Genomic DNA, 24055 nt, shown 5'->3' on the forward strand with positions numbered 1-24055 from the left:
AAAAATAGCCGCCCCCGCGTAATGCGAAGACGGCCACTTCTCACGCTACAAACGTGTTTGGGAGTTGGCCAACCCGCGGCAACGGGTGCCATCTGCTTCAATCTTATGCGAATCCCGATCCCATTTCAACAAGCTCCAAGGGCTCAAATGGAATCGCAATAATACCTATAATGGCGATAGCTAAAACACGACCGACTCCCCATCGGAGGAAATCTATGACCGAAACCACAGCCGCAACTCCCATCGAGACACGCGACACCAAGCTCGAGGTTATCATGGGCCGCGAGGCACTCGATAAGCTCGCCGATGCTACGGTGCTGGTGCTCGGCTGCGGAGGTGTGGGCTCCAATTGCTGCGAGGCACTCGCCCGCGGCGGCATCGGTCATTTCGTCATTCTGGACAAGGATATCATCGCGCCCAGCAATATCAATCGCCAGGCCATCGCCTTTCACAGCACCGTCGGCAAGCGCAAGGTGGACGTGATGGAAGCCATGATTCGCGATATCAATCCCGCCGCTACCGTCATCAAGCGTACCGAATACCTGTTGAGCGACAACATCGACGAGTTCTTTGCGAGCGTTTTTGAGCAGACGGGCGGCAAGCTCGACTACGTCGTCGACGCCATCGACACCATCTCGGCCAAACTCACCATTGCCAAATATGCTCAGGACCACGACATTCGTTTGGTTAGCTCCATGGGCGGGGCCAACAAGCTCCATCCCGAGTGCCTCCGCTTTGCCGACATCTTCGATACGGTACGTGACCCCATGAGCCGCATTATGCGCAAAGAATGTAAGAAGCGCGGAATCAAGAGCCTGCATGTATTGTTTAGCTGCGAGGAATCGGTTAAGACACAGCCCCGCGACCCTTCCAACATCCACGAGCGTACCGAGCTGGGAACCGCCAGCTTTATGCCGCCCATCATGGGTCAGATGATTGCCGGCGAGGTTATCCGCCAGATCAGTGGGCGCGGCACCGAGCGCGTGCGCGCCGATGGCCAGCGCCTGGACTAGCGGAGCGCGCCGAGATGGAGCCCCGGTTAATTGATGCACACTGCCATCTTGATTTGATGGCTTACCCGAATGCTGTTGCCGACGAAACTGCGGCTATAGGGCTGGGGGTCTTTGATTGCGGGGTCGACCCACGCGACTTCGCGGCAGCAAAAAAGCGGGCCAGCCGTTACCCAAACATTATCGCGGGCGTCGGCCTCCATCCCTGGTGGCTCGCCGACGGCCGCTGCGGTCTTGCCGAAGTCAATCTGCTTTGCAAAGTTGCTGCCCAAGAGCGATACATCGGCGAGGTGGGGCTCGACTTTTCCGCACGCTTTGCCGGAAGCGAACCGCTGCAAATACAGGCACTTGACCGGCTCAGCGATGCGCTCGTGCAGTGTCCTCTTGCCGGGCGCGTAATATCAATTCACGCCGTTCGTTCGGCAGGAGCCGTACTGGACGTCCTCGAATCGCATGGTCTACTCATCCCAAACCCCGACTCCCCCGCTATCATCTTCCACTGGTTTAGCGGTACTTCGGACGAACTCGTCCGCGCACGTAATGTGGGCTGTTATTTTTCCGTCAACGAACGCATGCTCGCGTCTAAACGAGGACGCGAATACGCACGACAGATTCCGCTCGACCGCTTACTGCTCGAGACCGATGCGCCAGCAGAGGCAAACACAGAAACAAGCACGCAGTCGCTCATCAAATCGCTCACAAGGACCTCGATGCGCATCGCCTCGCTCAAAAATTGCAGCGCAAAGCACATTGAGTCGGCAGTTTTAGCAAATGCGCACTCTGTTTTTGACCTTTGCTAACCCCTGTGGGCAAAAAGACGACAACGATACCATTATGACGGTAGACGTGCCGTCCAAGTCCTACGCAAGCTCCAGCAGCTCCGGCAGTTGGTCGATAATCTTGTCCGCGGCATCCTGGCTAAAACCGAAGCGCTCCTCGCGCTTGGCAATGACCGTCAGGCCGGCTCGCTTGCCGGCAGTGATACCAGGCACCGAATCCTCAACGCAGCAGCAGCGATTCGCGGGAAGTCCCAGCAGGTCCAGCGCATGCAGGTAGATGTCGGGCTCGGGCTTGCTCTCCTTAAACTGCTCGCCGCTCACCACATACTCAAAGGCATCCGACAGCCCGCACGCATTGAGCACTTCCTCGATGCTATCCATGGGAGACGAGCTGGCAAGCGCCACGCGAACGCCGCGGCGCGGCAGCTCTCGAATCGTATCCACGGCGCCTGGGTTAATCAAAGCCTGATAGTCGCGCGGACGCTTATGCGCCCACTCGTCCCAACGGGCCAACGCTTCCTCGCCAGATAAATGCCCCTTACCGGCGCGCTCAAACCAATCGACCAGCATATGCAGGAAGAACTGATGCGAGGTACCGACCTGCCCGTTCAACTCCTCTTGAGTCAGGTTAAGCCCAAGCTCCTTGGCAAACGCAGCGGTCTCGCCCAGGTAGTAATACTCGGTATCGACAATGACGCCGTCCATGTCAAAGATAACGGCGTCGAACGGAAATGCGGACACGGCACCCTCCCTAACAAAAGGGCGCCTGTAAGCAGGCGCCCGAACCATGCATTAATCGGCGATTCTAACCCAGCAGCTTATCCAGCGCCACCGCAATGCCGTCTTCGTTGTTATTGGCAGTCACCATCTGGGCCACGGCCTTAACCTCGTCAACCGCGTTGCCCATGGCAACACCGGTGCCGGCCCACTCAATCATGGACTTGTCGTTCTGGCCGTCGCCAAAAGAGACGACCTCGCTGGCATCGATGCCGAGCTTGGGCAGGGCACCCTCGAGCGCGCGGGCCTTGTCGATACCGGGCGCCGTAAACTCAAAGTACCAGTCGGCCGTAAACATACCCGAAAGCGTCTGAGTAAAGGGCGCGTACATCTCCTCGTGATGCGCTTGCAGATAGGCCGGGTCGCCCGCAGTGAGCAGCTTGTCCACGGGATAAGTGTCCACGACCTCATGCAGGCTCTCCACCTCGCGAATCTTAAGATCGCACGCGTCGCGCTCGTATTTGACGATATTCTTCTGCGAGCCATCCGGCAGCGTAATCATGCAGCGGTACGAATCCTCGACATGCAGATCGCGACCGAGCGAAATCATAGGGATCACGTCGAAATTGCGCAGATGATCAATCAGGCGATGCAATTCATCGGTAGGCATAGCCTGATCGAACAGCACCTCGTCGGTCTGGGCATCGACGACGTGAGCGCCATTAAAGGCCACCAGCAGACCGTCATGGTTTTGAAGGTCGAGCTCCTGCGCCAAGGCGTGCAGCCCCCATGCGGGACGGCCCGAAGCCAAAATGAGCTTAATGCCCGACTCCTGCGCCGCGAGCAGCTTCTCGCGCGTACGCGGGCTGATGACCTTTTGGTCGTTGGTGAGCGTACCGTCGATATCCATTGCGATGGCTTTGATTGCCATATAAGCCTCCTTGCATCGTTTTTATCGCGCACTATCTTATCCGAGCCGGGGCACGTTCGCACAGCGCACGTATGACGGTTGCAAAACCACCCCATTTGAAACAAAGGCAAAAAAGTACTTGCAAAGACGCGTTCCGACATATAAGTTGATAAAAGACCGCCGTTGCGGTTTTAAGTAGATCGAGCATATGAAGTTTGAGTTTTAGCGTGTAAGAGAAGGAAGATCGGCAAAGTACAACCCCAAACGTAATGACAACTTAATGAGGTAACTGCCACATGTGAGGCACCTAGGGCATTGCTGTCTCGATTTTGAGCACGATGCCTTCCGCCTTGCATGGGCCGTTCCATCCCGCCCCTGCAGCAACTGTCTCACGGGCTCATTGAAAACCGCATAGCACCCCAACGTCAGCACATCACCCACGGCAAGCACATCACTCACGACAACCAACACATCAACAAACAGCACGAACATCAACCGATTGGAGAAGCTATGACAAACCACCACGCTGAAGACGGCGATAAGAAAAGCATTCTGGATGCCCGCATTGAGCGAGCATATGCAAACGAATATGACGCCGCCTTTGCCGCCGCGACCATCAAGAACTACGCGTCGCTACCGCTCGCGACGATCTTGGCCGACCACCCTCAACTGCTGAAGCGCTGCACAAAGATCATGGGCGACCCCGACATTCGCAAGCTGACAGACCCCTATGCCCCAAAACGCGGCAACGATTCGTACGTTCTTGCCGTAGGCTGCCTAGCCCATATGCTTACGGCGCTCGACACGAAACTCAAGCTCGAATGGGAACCCGACGAGCGTCATGAACTCGAAAGCAAGCGGAACACCCTGCGCACCGCACTGTTCCTTCCGTTGGACGGCCTCAAGCGCTGCAACGTCGAGCTCAATACACAGGCGCGGCAAAAGCCCGGGACCACGGGGCAGAAAACTCCAAGACCCCATGCGGCCATCGTCGACCGCAACCGATATAACCGCATGACCGCGCACTTTTCCGCCGAGGGAGCAGCCATAAGGACGCTGATCGACCTGCTGTGCCTCCTGAGCATCAACGAGCTATTTGAGGGCTATCTCGCCCTTGTTCCCGCGACGGCACCCAAGTCGGTAGCAAAGATCATCGAGACCTGCAGACGCCAGTTTGAGCGCCATCGCAATGGCAGCGAGATGAACGCCAGCATCGTGCAGTACTACGCGGATCATTACAAAAATGACGGATGTGCCCCTGTCGAGCATCGGCTGCGGCTCGCCTACACCACGCCCGTCGCAACGCTCCATCGCTTTGGAGCCCTTGGCGCTTGCGAGCCGTACGAACAGGCAGCCTGCCCCACAACCGAGCTCGATCTCAGGCTCGGACGAACCCTGTAGCCCGCCAGCCCCTCCGCGGGCAACAATCCTATTCCACAACACAACCAACAGAAAGGAGTCCTCATGGACACCAATCATTCCCCCATCATCAGCCCCCTCACCATGCGTGAATCCGCCCGAGGTATCACGCTCACCAGCATTTACGATGAGATGCTCGCCCGTCGCGAGCTCTCCGTCATGGGAAACATCGAAACCCCGATGGCCCACGACCTATGCCAGCAGATCCGCCTGCTCGATGCCGCCGACCCCAGCCGCCCCATCACCATATTTGTCGCCAGCGCCGGCGGAAGCGTGCGATCGGGTCTTGCGATCTATGACGCCATGCGCCTCGCATCGTGCCCCATCCGCACCGTCTGCCTGGAATTCGCCGCGTCCATGGGCGCCGTGATCTTTATGGGCGGCGACGATCGCCGTATGGCGCCCCATGCAGAGCTCATGATTCACGACCCGCTGATCCCCCAGGGGGCAGGCGGCTCGGCACTTGCGCTGCAGGAAACCAGCCGGCGTCTCATGCAGACCCGCAAGACCCTCACGCAAATCCTCTCGGACCGCAGCGGCCTCACGCCCAAGCGCATCCAGTCCCTCACCGCAAAAGACACCTACCTTTCGGCCGAGCGCGCCGTCGAGCTCGGCTTTGCCCACGAAATCCTCTCGACCACCAAGGAGGTCGCCCATGTCTAACCTCACCAGCCGCCTCGCCGCATCTGAGTCCGCATCGTCCACCATCCTCGCCAAGGATCGAATGCTTTCCTGCGACACCCGCCAAACGGGACTCAACAACAACGCACTTGTGATCGGCCCCTCGGGAGCCGGCAAGACCCGAAACGTCCTCAAGCCCAACCTGCTGCAAATGAACGCAAGCTACATCGTGCTCGACACCAAAGGCACGCTCTGTCGCGAAGTGGGACCCGTGCTGGCAGCCCACGGCTACCGCGTGCAATGTCTCAACTTCGCCGACCTCAACACCGTCCCGGCCCTTGCGCCCGGCATCGAGCGCTGCGGCTACAACCCCCTGAGGCACATTCGCCGCAAGGCGGACGGCAGGCCCAACCAGCAGGACATCCTCTCGGTGGCAAAGGCCATCTGCCCCATCGAGGACAACAACCAGCCTTTTTGGGATCATGCGGCGGCAAACCTGCTGTCGTGTCTTATCGCCTACGTCACCGAACAGCTACCCGCCGACGAGCAGACGATCAGCTCGGTCATCAAGCTGATCGAGCACCTGCAGGACGGTGCCACGGGTCGATTGTTTGACGACCTGATCACGATCGACCCCCAAAGCTATGCCCTCTCGCTATGGCGGCGCTACGCCATTACGCAAAATGCCGAGCGCATGCACGCGAGCATCGTCGGCATCCTTGCCGAAAAGGTCATGTGTCTGGGATTCGACGGTGCGGCACAGCTCTATCGTGAGTGCCATCAGGTGGACTTCGCTTCCATGGGACACACCCCCTGCGCCCTATTTGTAACCGTGAGCGATATTGACCGCAATCTCGATCCGCTGACCGGCCTCTTTATTTCGCAGGCGTTTATGGGCCTCATTCGTGAGGCCGATAGGCAGCCCGACGGCAGCCTGCCCGTGCCCGTGCGCTTTATGCTCGATGACTTCGCAAATCTGCAGATCCCCCAGATCGACAACGTGCTCTCGATTATCCGAAGCCGCAACATCTGGGCAACGCTGCTGCTGCAGTCGACCAACCAGCTCGATGCGCTCTATGGCGAGGCACGCGCACGCTCCATCATGGGCAACTGCGACACGCATCTGGTGCTGGCGTTCCAGGATCCCGAGAGTGCCCGGGTGTTTTCCGAACGCGCCGACGCGCTGCCCAGCACGCTCATGGCGACGCCGATCGATCGCTCGTGGCTCTTTGTGCGCGGCCACACTCCCGAACAGGTCGAGCGCTTTAGGCTCGAAGACCATCCGCTCTACGGGGAGCTGCCCGAGGAGCAGCGAGACCATGCGGAGGCCGAGATCTAGGCGCAGGGTTCTCGCGGCGCGCGGCGCCCCGGCGATGTTCCACAAAGGCCGTGCGCCCCGGGACTACGGCAAAGCAAAGGGGCCCGCATCCGATAGGATACGGGCCCCTGACTATAAGGCGCGATGCGTTAACAGCAGCGACTACTTACGATGCGCGCGATAGAACTCGATGAGCGCCTGGGTCGAAGCGTCCTGCTCGGCCTTGGCGGCGTCGTCGTGGAAGGCCGGGGTAATCTGCTTGGCAAGCTGCTTGCCCAGCTCGACGCCCCACTGGTCGTAGGAGTCGATGCCCCAGACCGTGCCCTCGACAAACGTGATGTGCTCGTACAGGGCGATGAGCTCGCCGAGTGCGAACGGGGTCAGCGTGTCGCCGAAGATCGAGGTCGTCGGACGGTTGCCCTCAAAGCAGCGGGCCGGGACGATCTGCTCGGGCGTGCCCTCGGCGCGCACCTCATCGGCCGTCTTACCAAAGGCGAGTGCCTTGGTCTGGGCCAGGAAGTTGCCCAGGAACAGCTCGTGAACATCCTGGCCGCTGTCGGTTGCGGGGTTGGCAGTGTTGGCGAAGGCGATGAAATCGGCCGGGACCACCACGGTGCCCTGGTGCAGCAGCTGGTAGAAGGCGTGCTGACCGTTGGTGCCGGGCTCGCCCCAGAAGATCTCACCGGTGTCGGAGGTCACGGCGCTGCCGTCCCAGCGGACGTGCTTGCCGTTGGACTCCATGGTGAGCTGCTGCAGATAGGCCGGGAAGCGGTGCAGGTACTGGCAGTACGGCAGCACGGCGTGGCTCTTGGAACCGAAGAAGTTGACGTACCAGACGTTGAGCAGGCCCATCAGCGCGACGGCGTTGTTCTCGAGCGGGGTATTGCAGAAGTACTCGTCGATGGCGTGGAAACCCTCGAGGAACTGCTGGAAGCGCTCGGGACCGAGCACGACGATCAGCGACAGGCCCACGGCGGAGTCGACGGAGTAGCGGCCGCCGACCCAGTTCCAGAAGCCGAAGGCGTTGGCGGGGTCGATACCGAAGGCCTCAACCTTGTCGAGTGCGGTGGAAACGGCGACGAAGTGCTTTGCCACGGCCTCGGCGTTCTGCTCCTCGGAGCCGTCGATGGCACCCTGAGCCTTGAGCTGCTCGAGCATCCAGGTCTTGACCTCGCGAGCGTTGGTGAGGGTCTCGAGCGTGGTGAAGGTCTTGGAGACGATAATCACGAGCGTGGTCTCGGGATCCAGGCCCTTGAGCTTCTCGGCCTGATCGTTGGGGTCGATGTTGGAGATATAGCGGCAGTCGATACCGGCGTCGGCATAGGGGCGCAGAGCCTCGTAAGCCATGACCGGGCCCAGGTCGGAGCCGCCGATGCCGATGGACACCAGATGCTCGATCTTCTTGCCGGTAACGCCCTTCCACTCACCGGAGCGCACGCGCTCGGCAAAGGCGTACATGCGGTCGAGGACCTCGTGCACGTCGGCGACGACGTCCTGGCCGTCGACGATGAGCTGGCCCTTCTCGGTTGCCGGGCGGCGCAGCGCGGTGTGCAGGACGGCACGGTCCTCGGTGGTGTTGATGTGCTCGCCGGAGAACATGGCGTCGCGGCGCTCCTCGAGCTTCACCTCGCGGGCAAGATCGCACAGCAGCTTGACGGTCTCATCGGTCACCAGGTTCTTGGACAGGTCGAAGTGCAGGTCACCGGCGTCAAAGCTCAGCTTGTTCACGCGCTCTGCATCGGCAGCGAACCAGGCCTTGAGGTCGATACCTTCGGCCTCGAGCTTCTCCTGATGAGCCTCGAGCGCCTTCCAAGCGGCGGTCGACGTAGCGTCGATAGGTGCGGCAACAGTTGCCATAAAGTCCTCCTCAACATACGGGCGCAAACCTCCATGCGCCCGGATAATCAGATGCCCCTATTCTAGCGCAGGTCAAGACCGTAATCAGCCAGCGTTGCCAATCCGCCCCCAAACGGCGACCGACCAAAAAGGGACAGGTTTATTTTGGCAGGTCAAACGCTTTACCTACCAAAAATAGCCCATCTCTTTATGGCAGACACTAGGCCGCGGCGCACACGCTGCCGAGCAGCTCGCGCAGAGGAGACCCAATGCCCTCAAGCAGTTCGGGAGCGATAATGGCAAAAACGGGAACCTCGCCGGCCCCCACGACGGCAGGCACTTTGCCCTCCGAGACAATACATCCATAAGGGACAAAACCGTCTTCGCCGGCATCGAGCGCCGCCATGCGACGCGCGAGTTCGCGCGCAAAGCCAGCAGTATCGGCATCGCCAATCGCCAGGACAAAGTCCACGCCTTCGTCGGTCGCCAGGGCCACAGCTTCGTCGATCAGCTCGTCTCCCCCGTCGCCCTCAACCGAGCCGCAACGAAAAAGCACGCGCTCGAGCAGAGCTCGGTCAAGCGAGCCGAGCGCCGCCGAGACAAGCTCATCGCGCGTATGTTTGTCGCCACCCAGCACCACCAGCGCCTTGGTGCCGCCGTAGTGAGCGACCAATCGTCCACACCAGCGAGCCACGTCTCCATCCGCAACAAGGCGCGTCGGCATACCAAACCCATAGTTGACCATTATCCCCACAACCCTTCCGTGCTTTATGGTGGTATCGATCGTTAGGCTCATGCTACGAAGCGAGGTTTTCCGGGCTGTTTCGCGCTCTTTAGCGCTGCGTTAAAACCCGATGCAACCGCCCGACCATACCTGCCAAAAAGGGACAGGTTTGTTTTGGTCGGTCAAGCGTTTTACCTACCAAAATAAACCTGTCCCTTTTTGGCAGGTTTTGACGATGTCCGGACGAGCGGGTATTATCGAACATGCATTCGATAAGAACATGTGTTTGATGGGAGGACGCGTGGGGGACGGGCGTCACACCTATATCTGCATCGACCTCAAGACGTTTTATGCCAGCGTCGAGTGCGTCGACCGCGGGCTCGATCCGCTCACCACCCACCTGGTCGTTGCCGACGAATCACGCGGGCGTACGACCATCTGCCTCGCCATTACCCAGGCCATGAAGGACCTCGGGATACACAACCGCTGCCGCCTGTTTGAGATTCCCGACGGCATCGACTACATCAAGGCCGTACCGCGCATGCAGCACTACATGGAGGTGTCGGCGCAGATCTACGGTATCTACCTGGAATACGTCAGTCCGCAAGACGTTCACGTCTACTCAATTGACGAGTGCTTTATCGACGTGACACCCTATCTAGAGCTCTACCATACCAATGCCAAAAGCTTTGCCTGCATGCTGCGCGATGAGGTCCTCGCGCGCACCGGCATCACGGCGACAGTCGGCATCGGCCCCAACCTATTCCAGGCCAAGGTGGCGCTCGACATTACCGCTAAGCACGTACCCAGCCGCATCGGTATACTCGACGACGAGACCTTTCGCAAGGAGATCTGGCCCCATCGCCCCATCACCGATATCTGGGGCATCGGCCCCGGCGTGGCAGCCCGCCTCGAAAAGTACGGGGTATACGATCTGATGGGCGTTGCCGCGCTCGACGAAAACCTGCTTTACGACGAACTCGGCGTCAATGCCGAGTATCTCATCGACCACGCCTTTGGGCGCGAGCCGACAACTATCGCCGATATTCAGGCCTATCGCCCGCAGGCAACTTCAACCACCACAGGACAAGTGCTCTCGAAGGGTTATGCCTACGAGCAGGCCTACACCATCTTGCGCGAGATGGTCGATGCCGCCGTACTGGACTTGGTCGATAAGCATGTAGTCTGCGACAGCATCTCGCTCTTTGTGGGCTACGCGAGCGAGCGCGCCGACATACGCCGCCTCGACGCCAGCGGCACAGCGCAATATGTAGACGGATGCGGGCATTTGCGTTCGAGCACGTCGAGCATCGAACCCGCCGCAACCGCCGGCCCCGAGCTCGCACCCCGTGCACCCAAGCCCGTCCAGCGCGATGACGAACGACGCCGTCTGGTGCGCGAAGCACAGGCAATCGACGGCATCTTTGTGGGAGAGCATGGCGGCAAACCGCGTGGCGGCTATGCCGCGCTCTTTGCGCACTCTAACGCTTCGCGCAAGCTGCCCGAGCGCACCAATTCGTTTAAGAAGATCATGGGCCATTTCGATGAGCTCTGGGCGCAGACCGTCGATCCCAAACGACCGGTCAAGCGCATCAATTTGGGCTTTGGCAACCTCATGCCCGAGGAATTTGCCACCATCGATCTGTTTAGCGATGTTAAGGCCGATGAACGCGAGCGTGACCTGGCCCGCGCCGTTCTGGCCGTGAAGGGCAAGTACGGCAAGAATGCCCTGGTCAAGGGATTAAGCTTTACCGCCGGCGCCACCGCACGCGAACGCAACGATCAGGTAGGAGGACACCGTGCCTAAGGCCCAACAACAGCCGATGCGGCCACCGACGCCTTTTGAACGCCTGGCGGACCCCGAGGGAAGACGTCGCGCCGCCGACCCCAGGCTCACCGCCAACGGTGCCGTTCGCGCCAACCGCGCCGCGCAGTTTATGCCCTTTGCCGCCCTCACGGGATACTATGAGCTCGTGCGCAAACAAGAGATCTCTGTTGAGCCCAAATGCGAACTCACGGAAGAAAAAGCCCTCGAGCTTTCAAAAAAGCTCGAGGGCCTCAAACGCGGCGACTTAGTGCGCGTTACTTATTACGATACATACGGCTATCGCAGCCGCACCGGCATTCTCGACGAAGTGCTCCCCGCGTTCAAGCTGCTCAAACTCCGAGACATCGCCATCGGCTTCGACGATATCCAAGACATCGAGCTGCGCGGCCGAGCCTAGGCGCAAGCGCACGCCCGGCCCTACGGCTTTATGACGTAATAGCCCGCATCCCTCACGGCAGCCTCAAGCACCTCACGATCGATCGGGTTTTTAGAACGGATGCACGCCGTGTGGTCTGTATACGTCACCGTGGCCCAAATGCCATCGAGAGCGTTGAGGGCGTTCGTCACATTTTGCGCGCAGCCGCGGCAGCTCATACCGCCAATAAGCAGTTCATCGCTATAGGGATAGTGAGACACATCGGTGTCCGCGACCGCGACCCTCTTGATCTTCTTTCTGCCCGCCCCATCGCCGCAACAGCATGTGCCATGCGTCGATGCGACAATACGCCGGAATCCAAAAAATAAGCCGGCGGCAATTACGGCAAGCACAATGATGTTTGCAGGGTTGAGCAAATCGTCCATATTGGTTATTTCCTTGGATATCCCTACGACGACGTGCACGAGTTTATCGTCCAGCGCGGCGAGAACTACAAGGTCTTTGGCACATGGAAGGTATACACAAACGTTGAGCAGGCGCTCACGACCTTCGATTCCTATCGCACATGCACGCAATACCTTACCTACATCTACCAGCATGGCCACAGCCTCGCAAAACTTGCCCAGGCAACCCGATAGAACATACAAACCGCGGCCGCACGCCGCACAACCGAAAGGAAAACATATGAGCAAGATCGCAGTCGTCTACTGGAGCGTCACGGGCAACACCGAAGCCATGGCAGACCTCGTTGCCGAGGGCGCGGCGTCAGCCGGCGCCGAGGCAGAGGCCGCCTGTCGCGCCCTTGGAGCCGAGCTCGCCTAACGGCGATAAGCTCCGCCCATACGCAGCTCTGCACCAAAACACATTCGCATCCCAACAAAAACGGGGCTGGATCCAAATCCAGCCCCGTTTTCTGCTATGTCAGCCACATAAAGCAGCTACGAGATATTGCCCAAAAACGCCTTGGTGCGCTCGCTCTTGGGATGGTCGAAGACCTCGCTCGGCGTGCCCTCCTCCACGATAACGCCACCGTCCATAAAGACGACGCGGTCGGCGACGTCGCGGGCAAAGCCCATCTCGTGCGTCACCACGATCATCGTCATGCCGTCACGTGCAAGATCGCGCATGACGCCAAGGACGTCGCGGACAAGCTCGGGGTCAAGCGCCGACGTAGCCTCGTCAAAGAGCATCACGTGCGGATTCATCGACAGGGCGCGGGCGATGGCCACGCGCTGCTGTTGACCGCCCGAAAGCTGGCTCGGCATAAAATCGATGCGCTCGGCCAGACCGACCTTGGTCAGCTCCTCGACGGCAATCTTCTCGGCCTCTTCCTTGCTGCGCTTGAGCACCTTTTGTTGCGCAAGCATGACGTTCTTTTTGACCGACAGGTGCGGAAACAGATTGAACTGCTGAAACACCATACCCAAGTGCGTACGCACCTTATTGAGGTCGACGCCCTTGGCGCACACATCCACGCCCTCGACGACAATCGAGCCGCTCGTGGGCTCCTCAAGACGGTTAATGCAGCGAAGCATCGTCGACTTACCCGAGCCCGAGGGGCCCAGGACCACGACGACCTCACCCTTGTGCACATCCAGATCGATGTCGCGCAGGACCACGTTATCGCCAAAGGCCTTCTGGAGATTCTTGATGCTGACGACGACCTCGTTCGAGTTATTGGTTTCGCTCATAATAGAACCTCCTTACAGGCCTGCAATATGATCGGCGGGTGTCGCGACAACCTGTCCGGCGCTCTTGGTGGGACGCTTCTTTTTGGTTTCGGCCGTCCCCAGAAGCCTCGCCTCAAGACCGCTCACCAAGCGCGCAAGCGGCAGGGTAATGACCAGATAGAACAGAGCGGCAACCACATACGGCGTGATGGAGCCCGTCGTCGCCACGATGGTGCGGGCATTCATGACGATCTCGACCACGCCCACGGCGGCGAGCAGTGACGTATCCTTGTAAAGCAGGATAAACTCGCTGGTCAGCGTAGGCAGGACATTGCGGAACGTCTGCGGAATCATAACGTAGAGCAACGTCTGGAAGGCATTCATGCCCAGCGAGCGGGCAGCCTCGTTTTGGCCCTTGGGGATCGACTGAATACCGGCACGGAAGATCTCGCACAGGTACGCAGACGAGTTCATGGCCATGACGATAACGCCCAAGACGTAGTCGTCCACCTTGACGCCGGCAAGTGGCAGGCCAAAGAACGCGATATAGATCTGCAGGAACGCCGGCGTACCACGGATGATATTCACGTAAATGCCGGCAAGACAGCGCAGGATGCGCGACTTGGAGATGCGCATGAGCGACAAGGCAAAGCCAAAGGGGATTGCCAGCGGAAACGCCACAAGCACGATCGAGAGCGACATAAGGAAGCCCTTAAATACGACCGGCAGGCTCTGGACCAAAATGACCGGGTTCAAGAACAGGCGCAGGAACATATTGGAATTCCAAGCCTCGACCCACGGCTGTTCCTTAAGATCGGCCTGGAAGTTATCGAAGGCCGTCACGCCCTTAATCTCGACGGAAGGAATCTTGGAAATCTTCTTGGTCGAACCGTCGGCGAGCGTATAGGTGCCGCCAAAGGCCTCGTCGCCGCCTTCGACGGGGAAGGTCACGCCGTATACCTCGACACGGAAAAAGCCGCCGGCAGGCGCCGTCTCGCCAAAGTCGATCTTGAGCGTCTGGCCATCAGCCGTGCACGTGGGCTTCATGGGTGTGCGATCCATGAGGTCCTCGCCCGAGAGCATCGTCAATCGCGTGTCATCGGTACCAAACGTCGTGCCGTCGACAAACGTCAGCGAAAGACCGCTCAGCTCCTCGTCGGCATCGGCCTGAACTTCCCAGGTAATGCGTGTCTCGGTGCCGCCGACCACATCGCTGCCCGAACCGGTGTTGGGTCGGGCGGTAATCTTTGCGGTCTCAAGCGCTTGGGCAGTCGAGGGCGCAGATGCCCCCACACACACCAGCGCGAGCGCCACGGCCATGACACAGGCTAGCTTTTGGAGCAAGGCGGGTAGTGAAGAACGCTGCTCCGCGGCCCCTTTGTTCAGTCGAGACAAGGTGGCTCCTATCGTAGAAGTTGCCGGCAAAAAGAGACGGAAACACTCTCCGTCGAGAGAAGCGCAAAGGCCCTCTCCGCTAAACGGAAAGGGCCCACACGCAATCAAGTATCTGTTTACTTGATGTTGTACTTAGCCATGAGGGCGTCAACGGTACCGTCGTCGGTCAGGTCCTTGATGGCCTGGTTGATGTCGTCCTTGAGCTTGGTATTGCCCTGGTTGATGGCAATGGCGTACTCCTCGCCGGTGCTGATCTGTTTAACCGTGTGGCAGGTGTTGAACTGCTCGGCGGTCAGCTGGCTGGCAACGGAGCGGTTGGTGACTACGGCATCGCCCTTGTCGGACTGCAGGGCGCTGAAGCAATCGGTAGCGTCCTTGTAGGGGATGATCTTGGCCTTGGGGAAGTTCTCCTGAGCAAAGGCCTCGGCGGTCGAGCCAGACTGGACGATAATGGTAGCGTCGGCGTTGTTGAGCTTCTCGCTGTAATTGTCGGCCGTGATGTCGGTGTTATCGACCTTGGTCACGATAGCCTGATCGTCCATGTAGTAGGAATCGGAGAAAGCGACTTCCTTCTCACGCTCGGGCGTGTCGGTGATAGCCGCAATGGAGACGTCATACTTGGTGCCCGAAGCGACGCCGGGGACGAGCGTGTCGAAGTCGTTGTTGACGTACTCGACATCCAGGCCCAGCTTGTCGCCGATAGCCTTGATGAGCTCAAGGTCAAAGCCCTGATAATCGCCGTTGTCATCCTTGTACTCAAACGGAGCGTACTCGGCAGAGGTGCCGACGGTCAGCGTACCGTCCTTGACGAGCGCGTACTCCTTGGAGCCGTCGACCTTCTCGACCTTAGCGTCGTCAGAGCTGCTGGAACCGGCATCAGAACCAGAGGTGGCGTTGGACGAGCCACAGCCCGTCAGTGCGAGGGCAAGCGCCATGGCGCCCGTGGCGGCAAATGCGCCAAGCTTCTTCAGCTTCATAATCAGTCTCCTTCCAATGGCCCCATGTGATTCAGGGGCCTGCAAAAACCGAGGGCTATTATGCACCCGCGTGAGAGAATCTGCAATTAGAAAACTGATTGAAACAAACCCATAACGTGAATGGAACACTCCGCTTTGCGACAGTCATTACTGCTGCAATGACCTTAATAGTTTAATTTCAGCCGCATAACCTGCAAGTTCGTTCGGCGTTTCCAAAATGAATGGCAATGATCGCAGGCGGCTATTCGATACAATATTCTGCATAACCTGCATTCCACCGCCAAGTTCCTCGCTGCCGAGGTAACCCTTGCCGATGCACTCATGCCGGTCCTTATGGGCACCGCGGGGATTCTTGGAATCATTGATATGCACAGCGCGCAGGCGCTCGATACCCACCACACGATCGAACTCGTCGAGCACACCGTCAAGATCTTGGACGATATCATAGCCGGCGTCATTTACATGGCAGGTGTCCAGGCAAACGCCCAGCTTGGCCGACAGCTCGGGGCGCCTGTCAGCAACGCCCTCGATGATGATCGCCAGTTCCTCAAAGCTGCGGCCCACCTCGGTGCCCTTGCCAGCCATGGTCTCGAGCAGTACCGTCGTCTGCTGGCCCTCAAACATCACCTGGCACAGGGTGTCGACGATCATCTGAATGCCGGCGTCGGAGCCCTGTCCCACATGCGCACCGGGATGGAAATTGTAGTAGTTACCGGGCAGCGCTTCCAGACGCTGCAGGTCCTCTGCCATGGCCTCCAGGGCAAACTCGCGCGCCCGCTCTTTGGCCGAGCAGGGGTTATAGGTATACGGAGCATGGGCCACGAGGGGACCAAAATCGTTTTGTTCCATAAGCTCGCGCAGGGCCGCCACGTCATCAATGTCAAGGTCTTTCGCCTTGCCGCCGCGCGGGTTGCGCGTAAAGAATGCAAAGGTATTGGCGCCAATGGATAGCGCCGTCTCCCCCATCGCCCGATAGCCCTTCGTCGTGGATAGGTGACACCCAATCGTCAGCATCCCCAGCTCCCCCTCATCAGTTACGGTGAAATAGTTCCTGTTGATGCCTTATTCTGCCGCAAACAGGAACTATTCCACCGCAAGTTATAAAAGGGTCATGAGGAGCGCGTTTTGCCGAAGGCCTTAAGCGCCGCCGTCACGGGGCCAGGCTGGAAACGTCGGCGCACATCGTCGAGACGCTCGGGAATATCGATGTGTTGCGGGCAGTGGCGTGCGCATTTGCCGCACTTGACGCAATTGCTCACCAACTTGGGCTCGCTTGTGCGCACCGCGCTCGCCGTAAAATACTGCGATAGACCCGTAAACCAGCTGTGCGCATAGCTTGCGTTGTAGGCGGCAAAACACCCAGGAATGTTGATGCCTTTAGGACACGGCATGCAATAGCCGCATCCCGTGCAGGGCACGCGATTCGATTTTTCAAACTCCGTCAGCACGTGCGCGATGGCATCGAGCTGAGTAGCTGTCATCGAATCCGGCAGGGCCCGATCGGCCAACGCCGCGTTCTCATCCACCTGCGCGGTATCGGTCATACCCGAAAGCAGCATCGTCACCTGAGGATGATTCCACACCCACGAAAGGCCCCAAGCAGCCGGCGTCTTCAGGTACGGATCGCGTACGTCATCGAGCACGGCGCGGGCCCGCGGAGGCAGCTTGCCCGCCAGGCGTCCACCCAAAAGCGGCTCCATTACAAATACCGCAAGCCCACGTTCAGCAGCCGCCATGAGCCCCGCCGTCCCCGCTTGGTAACGCTCGCCGGCATAGTTGTACTGTATCTGGCAAAAATCCCAGTCATATGCGTCAAGCATCGTCAGGAAATCCGCCGCGCTGCCGTGATACGAAAAACCAATCTGGCGAATGCGCCCCGCCGCCTTTTGACGCGCGATCCAGTCCTCGATGCCCAACGCCACCACGCGCCCCCACTGGGCGGGCGAGGTAATGTTGTGCATAAGGTAGTAGTCGATATGGTCAGTCCGCAAACGGTGCAGTTGCTCGTCGAAGATGCGGTCGAAATCATCCGCGCACTTGCACGAAGCGTGCGGCAACTTCGTCGCCAGCAACACCCGGTCACGCAGCCCCAAGCGCTCAAGCGAGGCGCCCACGCACGCCTCGTTACCGGGATAGAGATACGCGGTATCCAGATAATTAATCCCCTGCTCCACCGCACGGGAAATGATAGTATCGGCTGTCTTCGCATCCGGACGTCCCGGCGCACCAGGAAATCTCATGCAGCCCAGACCCAGAGCGGATATTCGGTTACCACTTTTGGGGTCAACGCGGTATTGCACGGCCCCTCCCTTCGCCATCAGCGCCCCGGCAAGGCGAAACACAATGGTCACGCGGCCGAAACATCGTGGAATCGCAATCGAGAACGTATCGTAACGCAGCAGAAATCGAGCTGTCACGGCACCGCTTTAACATCAGCAAAAAGCCCGATGAAAGGAGGCGAGCGTGACCACACACGAGGATGCCTACCCCTATCCCGGCGAACAATGCATCCTCTCGGTCGACCGTTACCAGATCGAGATCATGGACCATCTGGACGAGCTTCCCGCCACGGGCGCCGTCATCTTCTGCACCTTCCCCAAGGTGCGCGATGGCGTTGGATATCCCGCGCGCGTTTTTGCCATCTGCCCCGCGGCATAAGTTCCCATGCATTTGTTCTTCTAAATTCAGCCTCCGGTGTACGCCACATGCCCCAGCGGCATACAATCCATCAGGCGCCCCATATGCGGGCGCCTTTTTGTGAGGAGATGATTCACATGCAGATCAACAAGGTCGCCTTTATCGGCAAGGGCGGCGTCGGCCTGCTCTACGGCAGTATGATTGCCAAGGCCCTCGGCAATGACGCCGTCGAATACGTCATGGATGACGCGCGTTTCGAGTGCCACGTGGGCGATGCGCTCACCGTCAACGGAAAGCCCTGCGCGCTCAAGTCCGTCCGCGCCAGCGAGGCAACGCCCGCCGATCTGGTCATTCTCACGGTCAAGACGACGGGGCTCAACCAAGCACTCAAGACTATGGAGCGCGTCGTGGGACCCAACACGCTCATCGCCTCGCTGTGCAACGGCATTACGAGCGAGCAAAAAATAGCCGAGCGCTTTGGCTGGAAGCACACCGTCCTGGGCATCTGCCAGGGCATGGACGCCGTATTCCTTAACGGCGCGCTCACCTTTACCAATGCGGGCGAGATTCGCTTTGGCGCGGCAGCAGGCACCGAGCCCGCAACCGTCACCGCCATCGATGAGCTCTACACGCGCTGCGGCATCGCCCATACCGTCGAGAGCGACATTGCGCACCGCATGTGGGCCAAACTCATGCTCAACGATGGCATCAACCAGACCTGCATGGCCTATGGCGGGACCTACGGGAGCGCCACGGAACAGGACTCCGAGCAGCGTCGCTGCTTTGTTTCTGCCATGCGCGAGACACTTGCGGTCGCCAACGCCGAGGGCGTTGAGCTTACCGAGGCAGACCTGACGCAGATGGTGCACCTCATCGAGGGAATCGACCCCGCCGGCATGCCCTCGATGGCGCAGGACCGCATCGCACAACGTAAAACCGAAGTCGAGGAGTTCGCGGGCACCATCTGTCGCCTGGCCGCCAAACACGATATCCAAGTGCCGCAAAACGATTGGCTCTACCAGAGGATTCGCGAAATAGAAAGCAGCTGGTAGCCTCGTCCGCACGGCGACGCGCGCAATGTAAGCAGACAGGCCTTCGCGAGGATCCCATCGCTCGCGAAGGCCTGACGCATTTAGGCCGAGGCTAAAACTAAGGCTCGTTTTGCGACTCCGGGACCTCGTCCTCGTCATCGCGGCAAAGCACCACGCCGGCGCTTCCCAACAGCGCCGCTGCAATCAAGGCGCTCACAACCACAGGAGCAGCACCCGTAGTGGACTGCAAGCCGGCAACTAACGCCGCCGTCGGACCAAGACATCCGATCAAAAGGGCAACGACGGCAATAGCGACATCTCGAGCGTTCATGGGATCACTTCCTCCACGAGAAAGACCTTGTTTCTCATGACTTAGTGTGCCCCGCGCCCATATGCCCAACGTAGTGCCACGGTAAGGGCTCTGTTAACCCAAATGCATATAAAAACGGGCGCCCCTACATTGCCCGAAAGCTCGGTAAAGACGCCCGTCCATCATGTGCAATCGATGCCGACAGATTACCAACCGGTGTAGTAATCGGTAGTTCCGGCTGCGCAACCCGAATCGTAGACCTTGCACTCGCCCTTAGAGCCCGTAAAGGTCGAGCCCTGGGACTTATCGCTCGCAGCCACCACGTAGTAGCCGTCGGAATCACGCCAAAAGCCCTCGGAATCCAGCGTCCACTCACCCGTGCGGTGGTGATACAGCACGTTGCTGCTGTAATAGGTCTCGCGACGACCGTTGTAGTTATTGACGCCGCCCGAGCGCGTCAGGCCCGAGCCGTTCGCGTAATACGCAGCAGACGCGTAAGACGAGCCGGAGCCGGCGTTGTAATACGAAGCCTGAACGGCCTCGGCAGCTTCTGCCTCGACGGCCGCAGCCTCGAGCGCCTCGCGCTTAGCATCCTCGAGCGTGGAGCGAAGCTCGTCGAGCTCGGCCGACTTCGCGTCGACCTCCTCCATCGTCAAAAGACTGCCCGCGCCGTCGATACAACCCTGCAGTACAGCGCGCTCGTCATCGGTGGCATAGTCACCGTACATGTTCATGATGATCTGCGCGCGGACCTCTAGGGAATCGCGCTTGGCCCCCATCGAGGCGTTCCACTCCTGCATGGAGCCAAAGCCGTCGCCACGATAGTCGACGGGCTGCATCAGGGTCGCCTCGGACGGCGTTGATCCGACCGCGTCGGACAGTGTTGCCGCGTGGGCATCGGTTACGCCGGCACCCACTAAAAGCGCCACGGCAAGCGTGGCAGAAAGGGCGGCGGCCTTCGGTTTTCGTGAATCGATCCTCATGTAGCTGGAAACCTCCGTAGTGAGTTTTTGCTGCGTTTAAGCTGCGTGTGATTCGATCGCGCTGCATAGTACCCCGAGTAAATCGCGACCTGCGGTTTTTCTCAAAAGGTGCACGTCATTTGCGTAAAACTCACATCCTCTCAACAGGAGTTTTCCACAACTCGCATGCATAAATCATGCCAAAAAACCTGTAATAGCGCCCCTCCTATGCAAAAAAGGCGCCTGCGCAACCATTGTTCGCGCAGGCGCCTTGAGCAGGCATTTTATGCAGTTATACCTATCGAGTCGCAAGGGGCCCTTGCACAAGTCGCCCTACTCGTCCAGCGCGGCAAAGGCCTGCTTCAGATCCCAAATGATGTCCTCGGCGTTCTCGGTACCAATGGAAAGACGGATTGTAGAGGGCGTAATGTTCTGCTCGGCAAGCTCCTCGGAAGAGAGCTGGGAGTGCGTGGTGGTAGCCGGGTGCACGACGAGCGACTTGACGTCGGCTACGTTGGCGAGCAGCGAGAACACCTGCAGGTGGTCGATGAACTTCCAAGCAGCCTCCTGGCCGCCCTTGATCTCGAAGGTGAAGATCGAGGCGCCGCCACGGGGGAAATACTTCTGGTACAGCTCATGGTCGGGGTGCTCGGGCAGGCTCGGGTGGTTCACCTTGGCGACGTGGCCGTCACCGATCAGGAACTCAACGACCTTCTTGGTGTTCTCGACATGGCGGTCAACGCGCAGCGACAGGGTCTCGGTGCCCTGGAGCAGGACCCAGGCGTTAAACGGGCTAATGCAGGCGCCCTCGTCACGCAGCAAGATAGCACGGACATAGGTCGCGAAGGCAGCGGGGCCGGCGGCCTCGGCAAACGAGACGCCATGGTAGGAGGGATTGGGCTCGGCGATCTGCGCATACTTGCCGCTCGCCTTCCAGTCAAAGTTGCCGCCATCGATAATCACGCCGCCCAACGAGGTGCCGTGGCCGCCAATAAACTTAGTTGCAGAGTGAACGACGATGTTGGCGCCGTGCTCCAGCGGACGGAACAGATACGGGGTGCCGAAGGTGTTGTCGACAACAACCGGAAGACCATGCTTCTTAGCGACCTCGGAGATAGCGTCGATGTTGGGGATATCGGAGTTGGGGTTACCGAGCGTCTCGAGGTAAATGACCGTGGTGTTGTCCCTGATGGCGCCCTCGACCTCGTCCAGGTTGTGGGCATCGACGAAGGTGGTCTCGACACCAAACTGGGAGAGCGTGTGCTCCAGCAGGTTGTAGGAACCACCGTAGATGGTCTTTTGGGCCACCACATGGTCGCCGGCCTGAGCGAGGGCCTGCAGGGTATAGGTGATGGCGGCGGCGCCAGAGGCGACGGCAAGACCTGCAACGCCGCCCTCGAGCGCGGCAATGCGGTCCTCAAAGACGCCCTGGGTGGAGTTGGTCAGACGACCGTAGATATTACCGGCGTCGGCAAGGCCAAAGCGGTCAGCGGCGTGCTGGGAGTTGCGGAACACATAGCTCGTGGTCTGGTAGATAGGCACGGCGCGGGAATCGGATGCGGGGTCGGCGCTCTCCTGGCCAACGTGCAGCTGCAGGGTGTCGAAACCAAAGGTGTGCTCGGGGTTGTTGATAAACTGGCTCATGATGATCTCCTTGATCGAACAAAAGTAATAAGAGTAAGAGAAGTAAGTCGCCGTCTCCTGATCACGCCGACGGGCGCAAGCAGGAGCCCGGCATTCGTCTTAGTAAGCAGTTCATATGCGGTCCTCCTTTTGACATCCCGTTCTCGTGGTCGGCTTAATTACCTACCGCCTTTGTGTGTTTTGAATAGTACGAGCATTGTTTCGCGCGGTCAATCACTTAAAAGCGCTAACCTGTTATCGGTTTTTTAGATAGCTATCGAAAGGACGGGTGCCGATGACCCTCCAGCAGCTTCGTTTTCTTATCGCCGTGGCAGAATCCGGCTCAATTAACGCCGCAGCTCAGCGCCTCTATACCGCGCAATCCAATATCTCCAACGCCGTCAAAAGCCTAGAGCAGGAGCTCCGTCTGGAAATCTTTACGCGCTCCAGCCGCGGCGTCACACTCACCAACGACGGCACCGAGCTTTTAGGCTATGCGCGCCAGGTCGTAGAGCAGGCCGATATGCTCGAGGCCCGCTACGAGGACGGCGGCACACCCCAGGCACGCCTTGCCGTCTCGGCCCAGCACTACGCTTTTTCGGTCGAGGCCTTTGTCAACGTCGTCGAGCGCTGCCGCGACAGTAAGTTTGAGTTCATCATGCGCGAGACCACCACGTCACAGATCATCGACGACGTCCGCGCATTTCGCAGCGATATCGGCATTCTGTATCTGGATGACTTTAACGCCCGCGTCCTGCAGAAGGCCTTCGCCGACGCCCGCGCAAGCTTCCATCCCCTCTTCGATGCAACGGTCCACGTCTTCGTTAGCGAGCGCCATCCGCTCGCACGCCGCCCCCAGCTATCGCTTGCCGACCTTACGCCGTATACGCGCTACAGCTTTGAGCAGGGGACCTCAAACTCCTTCTATTACGCCGAGGAGCCGTTTAGCTATATCCCCTGCGACCGCAACATCCGCGTTTCCGACCGTGGCACGCTCACCAATCTGCTCATCACGTCGAACGGTTACACTTTGTCGACCGGTGTCCTCTCCAATGAAATGCAATGGGGCATGGCATCGATCCCGTTGGCAGACGCCCCAACGATGCGCGTGGGCTACATCATGCACGATGAGCGCAAGCCCTCTCCCCTGCTGCGGCAATACCTCGACGAACTCGATCGCATCATCCACGAAAACCAACCATTTGGGGACGGGATAGAAATGGCAGATTTAAAAGCCCTCTAGCTCTTGACAATTCAGGTCGCCCATCTTTCTTGGCGACAACGTCTCCACCATCCTTGTGGAGCGGCACGCCTCGCATAAAACAGGATGGACCGGGCGCTACAATAGACAGCCGCAAGAGAGGAACTCGACGAAAGGAAGTCTGTGAAGGTCATCATCTATACCGACGGCTCGGCTCGATCCAATCCGGGACGCGGTGGCTACGGCGCCGTGCTCAAATACACCAACCCCGCCGGCAAGACCTTCACCTCCGAGCTTTCGCGTGGCTACGCCAAGACCACCAACAACCGCATGGAGCTCATGGCGGTCATCGTGGCGCTCGAGGCACTCAACCGTCCCTGCGAGGTCGAGGTCCACTCCGACTCGCAGTACGTCGTCAACGCCTTTAACAAGCACTGGATCGACGGTTGGAAAAAGCGCGGGTGGAAAACTGCCAACAAGCAGCCCGTTAAGAACCGCGACCTGTGGGAGCGCCTGCTTGCTGCAAAGAGCAAGCATAAGGTGGAGTTCATCTGGGTTAAGGGGCATGCCGGCCACGAGCTCAACGAGCGCTGCGACGAGCTCGCCACCACCGCGGCCGATGGAGTCAACCTCGATATCGACACCGGCTTTAACGAGAGCGACCTGTAATAGCGTTTTCGCGCAGCTTTATATCCCCACGCGCTACACTCA

26 protein-coding genes are annotated in these 24055 nt (G+C 59.2%); 13 read left to right on the forward strand and 13 right to left on the reverse strand.

The genetic code is table 11. The annotated features are described in order from the left end of the window. Positions 1 to 215 precede the first annotated feature (215 nt). Both ACQQ92_RS04920 and ACQQ92_RS04925 read left to right on the forward strand, forming a co-directional pair. A complete protein-coding gene (locus ACQQ92_RS04920; protein WP_427795937.1) occupies positions 216 to 1013 on the forward strand; it encodes a tRNA threonylcarbamoyladenosine dehydratase in 798 nt (265 codons plus the stop codon). A 14-nt stretch (positions 1014 to 1027) separates the two neighbouring features. After that, a complete protein-coding gene (locus ACQQ92_RS04925) occupies positions 1028 to 1810 on the forward strand; it encodes a TatD family hydrolase (RefSeq protein WP_427795938.1) in 783 nt (260 codons plus the stop codon). A 60-nt stretch (positions 1811 to 1870) separates the two neighbouring features. Here ACQQ92_RS04925 and ACQQ92_RS04930 read toward each other — a convergent pair whose 3' ends face one another. After that, positions 1871 to 2530 carry an HAD family hydrolase gene (locus ACQQ92_RS04930; RefSeq protein ID WP_427794852.1) on the reverse strand — a complete coding sequence of 220 codons (660 nt, stop codon included), beginning with the start codon at positions 2528 to 2530 and terminating at the stop codon, positions 1871 to 1873. A gap of 64 nt (positions 2531 to 2594) precedes the next feature. Beyond that, positions 2595 to 3437 (reverse strand): Cof-type HAD-IIB family hydrolase, encoded by an 843-nt coding sequence (locus tag ACQQ92_RS04935; protein WP_427795939.1) that lies wholly within the window; start codon positions 3435 to 3437, stop codon positions 2595 to 2597. 333 nt (positions 3438 to 3770) lie between these two features. On the opposite strand from ACQQ92_RS04935, the gene ACQQ92_RS04940 reads away from it, so the two are divergent. The 3 genes from ACQQ92_RS04940 to ACQQ92_RS04950 all read left to right on the forward strand — a co-directional run bounded on the left by ACQQ92_RS04940 (position 3771) and on the right by ACQQ92_RS04950 (position 6795). Continuing rightward, a complete protein-coding gene (locus ACQQ92_RS04940; RefSeq protein WP_427795940.1) occupies positions 3771 to 4817 on the forward strand; it encodes a hypothetical protein in 1047 nt (348 codons plus the stop codon). Between the two features lie 63 nt (positions 4818 to 4880). Beyond that, complete coding sequence (locus ACQQ92_RS04945; RefSeq protein WP_427718549.1) at positions 4881 to 5498, forward strand: ATP-dependent Clp protease proteolytic subunit; 618 nt, start codon at positions 4881 to 4883, stop codon at positions 5496 to 5498. Beyond that, positions 5491 to 6795: a VirD4-like conjugal transfer protein, CD1115 family gene (locus tag ACQQ92_RS04950; RefSeq protein ID WP_427794849.1), complete on the forward strand. Its 1305-nt coding sequence runs from the start codon at positions 5491 to 5493 to the stop codon at positions 6793 to 6795. The genes ACQQ92_RS04945 and ACQQ92_RS04950 overlap by 8 nt, the downstream gene beginning before the upstream one ends. Positions 6796 to 6936: 141 nt before the next feature. Here ACQQ92_RS04950 and pgi read toward each other — a convergent pair whose 3' ends face one another. Together pgi and ACQQ92_RS04960 are read right to left on the reverse strand one after the other, a co-directional pair. Further along, complete coding sequence (pgi, locus tag ACQQ92_RS04955) at positions 6937 to 8631, reverse strand: glucose-6-phosphate isomerase (protein ID WP_427727819.1); 1695 nt, start codon at positions 8629 to 8631, stop codon at positions 6937 to 6939. 199 nt (positions 8632 to 8830) lie between these two features. Beyond that, positions 8831 to 9334, reverse strand: a complete 504-nt coding sequence (locus tag ACQQ92_RS04960; protein ID WP_427718555.1) for an iron-containing alcohol dehydrogenase — start codon at positions 9332 to 9334, stop codon at positions 8831 to 8833. 235 nt (positions 9335 to 9569) lie between these two features. Between ACQQ92_RS04960 and ACQQ92_RS04965 the strand changes: the two genes are divergently transcribed. Together ACQQ92_RS04965 and ACQQ92_RS04970 are read left to right on the forward strand one after the other, a co-directional pair. Beyond that, positions 9570 to 11141 (forward strand): DNA repair protein, encoded by a 1572-nt coding sequence (locus tag ACQQ92_RS04965; RefSeq protein ID WP_427794848.1) that lies wholly within the window; start codon positions 9570 to 9572, stop codon positions 11139 to 11141. Next, positions 11134 to 11559, forward strand: coding sequence for a hypothetical protein (locus ACQQ92_RS04970; RefSeq protein ID WP_427727796.1), 426 nt, complete (start codon positions 11134 to 11136; stop codon positions 11557 to 11559). The genes ACQQ92_RS04965 and ACQQ92_RS04970 overlap by 8 nt, the downstream gene beginning before the upstream one ends. Positions 11560 to 11579: 20 nt before the next feature. On the opposite strand, the gene ACQQ92_RS04975 is transcribed toward ACQQ92_RS04970, so the two are convergent. Further along, positions 11580 to 11963 carry a heavy-metal-associated domain-containing protein gene (locus ACQQ92_RS04975; RefSeq protein WP_427795941.1) on the reverse strand — a complete coding sequence of 128 codons (384 nt, stop codon included), beginning with the start codon at positions 11961 to 11963 and terminating at the stop codon, positions 11580 to 11582. Here ACQQ92_RS04975 and ACQQ92_RS04980 point away from each other — a divergent pair, their 5' ends adjacent. Then, positions 11964 to 12176: a DUF3793 family protein gene (locus tag ACQQ92_RS04980; RefSeq protein WP_427795968.1), complete on the forward strand. Its 213-nt coding sequence runs from the start codon at positions 11964 to 11966 to the stop codon at positions 12174 to 12176. 46 nt (positions 12177 to 12222) lie between these two features. Next, positions 12223 to 12360, forward strand: a complete 138-nt coding sequence (locus tag ACQQ92_RS04985; RefSeq protein WP_427795942.1) for a flavodoxin domain-containing protein — start codon at positions 12223 to 12225, stop codon at positions 12358 to 12360. A gap of 116 nt (positions 12361 to 12476) precedes the next feature. On the opposite strand, the gene ACQQ92_RS04990 is transcribed toward ACQQ92_RS04985, so the two are convergent. The 5 genes from ACQQ92_RS04990 to ACQQ92_RS05010 form a co-directional block, all read right to left on the reverse strand. Beyond that, positions 12477 to 13229 (reverse strand): amino acid ABC transporter ATP-binding protein, encoded by a 753-nt coding sequence (locus tag ACQQ92_RS04990; RefSeq protein ID WP_022094423.1) that lies wholly within the window; start codon positions 13227 to 13229, stop codon positions 12477 to 12479. 12 nt (positions 13230 to 13241) lie between these two features. Beyond that, on the reverse strand, positions 13242 to 14528 hold the full coding sequence (locus ACQQ92_RS04995; RefSeq protein WP_427795943.1) for an ABC transporter permease subunit: 1287 nt from the start codon (positions 14526 to 14528) through the stop codon (positions 13242 to 13244). A 191-nt stretch (positions 14529 to 14719) separates the two neighbouring features. Continuing rightward, the gene (locus ACQQ92_RS05000; RefSeq protein WP_427793865.1) at positions 14720 to 15580 is read right to left on the reverse strand and encodes an ABC transporter substrate-binding protein; all 861 of its coding nucleotides are present in this window, start codon (positions 15578 to 15580) and stop codon (positions 14720 to 14722) included. 147 nt (positions 15581 to 15727) lie between these two features. Next, entirely contained in the window at positions 15728 to 16594 is an 867-nt protein-coding gene (locus ACQQ92_RS05005) for a deoxyribonuclease IV (protein WP_427795944.1), read from the reverse strand. Between the two features lie 95 nt (positions 16595 to 16689). Continuing rightward, positions 16690 to 17880, reverse strand: coding sequence for an aldo/keto reductase (locus ACQQ92_RS05010; RefSeq protein ID WP_427795945.1), 1191 nt, complete (start codon positions 17878 to 17880; stop codon positions 16690 to 16692). Between the two features lie 163 nt (positions 17881 to 18043). Between ACQQ92_RS05010 and ACQQ92_RS05015 the strand changes: the two genes are divergently transcribed. Then, positions 18044 to 18238, forward strand: a complete 195-nt coding sequence (locus ACQQ92_RS05015) for a hypothetical protein (protein ID WP_427795946.1) — start codon at positions 18044 to 18046, stop codon at positions 18236 to 18238. Between the two features lie 116 nt (positions 18239 to 18354). Further along, a complete protein-coding gene (locus ACQQ92_RS05020; protein WP_427795947.1) occupies positions 18355 to 19269 on the forward strand; it encodes a ketopantoate reductase family protein in 915 nt (304 codons plus the stop codon). 97 nt (positions 19270 to 19366) lie between these two features. Here the strand turns inward: ACQQ92_RS05020 and ACQQ92_RS05025 are convergent, their stop codons facing one another. From ACQQ92_RS05025 to ACQQ92_RS05035, 3 genes are all read right to left on the reverse strand, one after another. Beyond that, on the reverse strand, positions 19367 to 19579 hold the full coding sequence (locus ACQQ92_RS05025; RefSeq protein ID WP_427795948.1) for a hypothetical protein: 213 nt from the start codon (positions 19577 to 19579) through the stop codon (positions 19367 to 19369). 185 nt (positions 19580 to 19764) lie between these two features. Continuing rightward, entirely contained in the window at positions 19765 to 20541 is a 777-nt protein-coding gene (locus tag ACQQ92_RS05030) for a hypothetical protein (RefSeq protein ID WP_154517392.1), read from the reverse strand. A gap of 312 nt (positions 20542 to 20853) precedes the next feature. Beyond that, a complete protein-coding gene (locus ACQQ92_RS05035) occupies positions 20854 to 22164 on the reverse strand; it encodes an O-acetylhomoserine aminocarboxypropyltransferase/cysteine synthase family protein (protein ID WP_427747968.1) in 1311 nt (436 codons plus the stop codon). Positions 22165 to 22438: 274 nt separating this feature from the next. Here ACQQ92_RS05035 and ACQQ92_RS05040 point away from each other — a divergent pair, with 274 nt between their 5' ends. After that, positions 22439 to 23386: a LysR family transcriptional regulator gene (locus tag ACQQ92_RS05040; protein ID WP_427747969.1), complete on the forward strand. Its 948-nt coding sequence runs from the start codon at positions 22439 to 22441 to the stop codon at positions 23384 to 23386. Positions 23387 to 23527: 141 nt separating this feature from the next. Beyond that, a complete protein-coding gene (gene rnhA / locus ACQQ92_RS05045) occupies positions 23528 to 24013 on the forward strand; it encodes a ribonuclease HI (protein ID WP_427727777.1) in 486 nt (161 codons plus the stop codon). Positions 24014 to 24055: the final 42 nt, after the last annotated feature.

This window comes from Collinsella sp. SGI.241, assembly GCF_050312955.1.
In the GTDB taxonomy this organism is placed as follows: Bacteria; Actinomycetota; Coriobacteriia; order Coriobacteriales; family Coriobacteriaceae; genus Collinsella.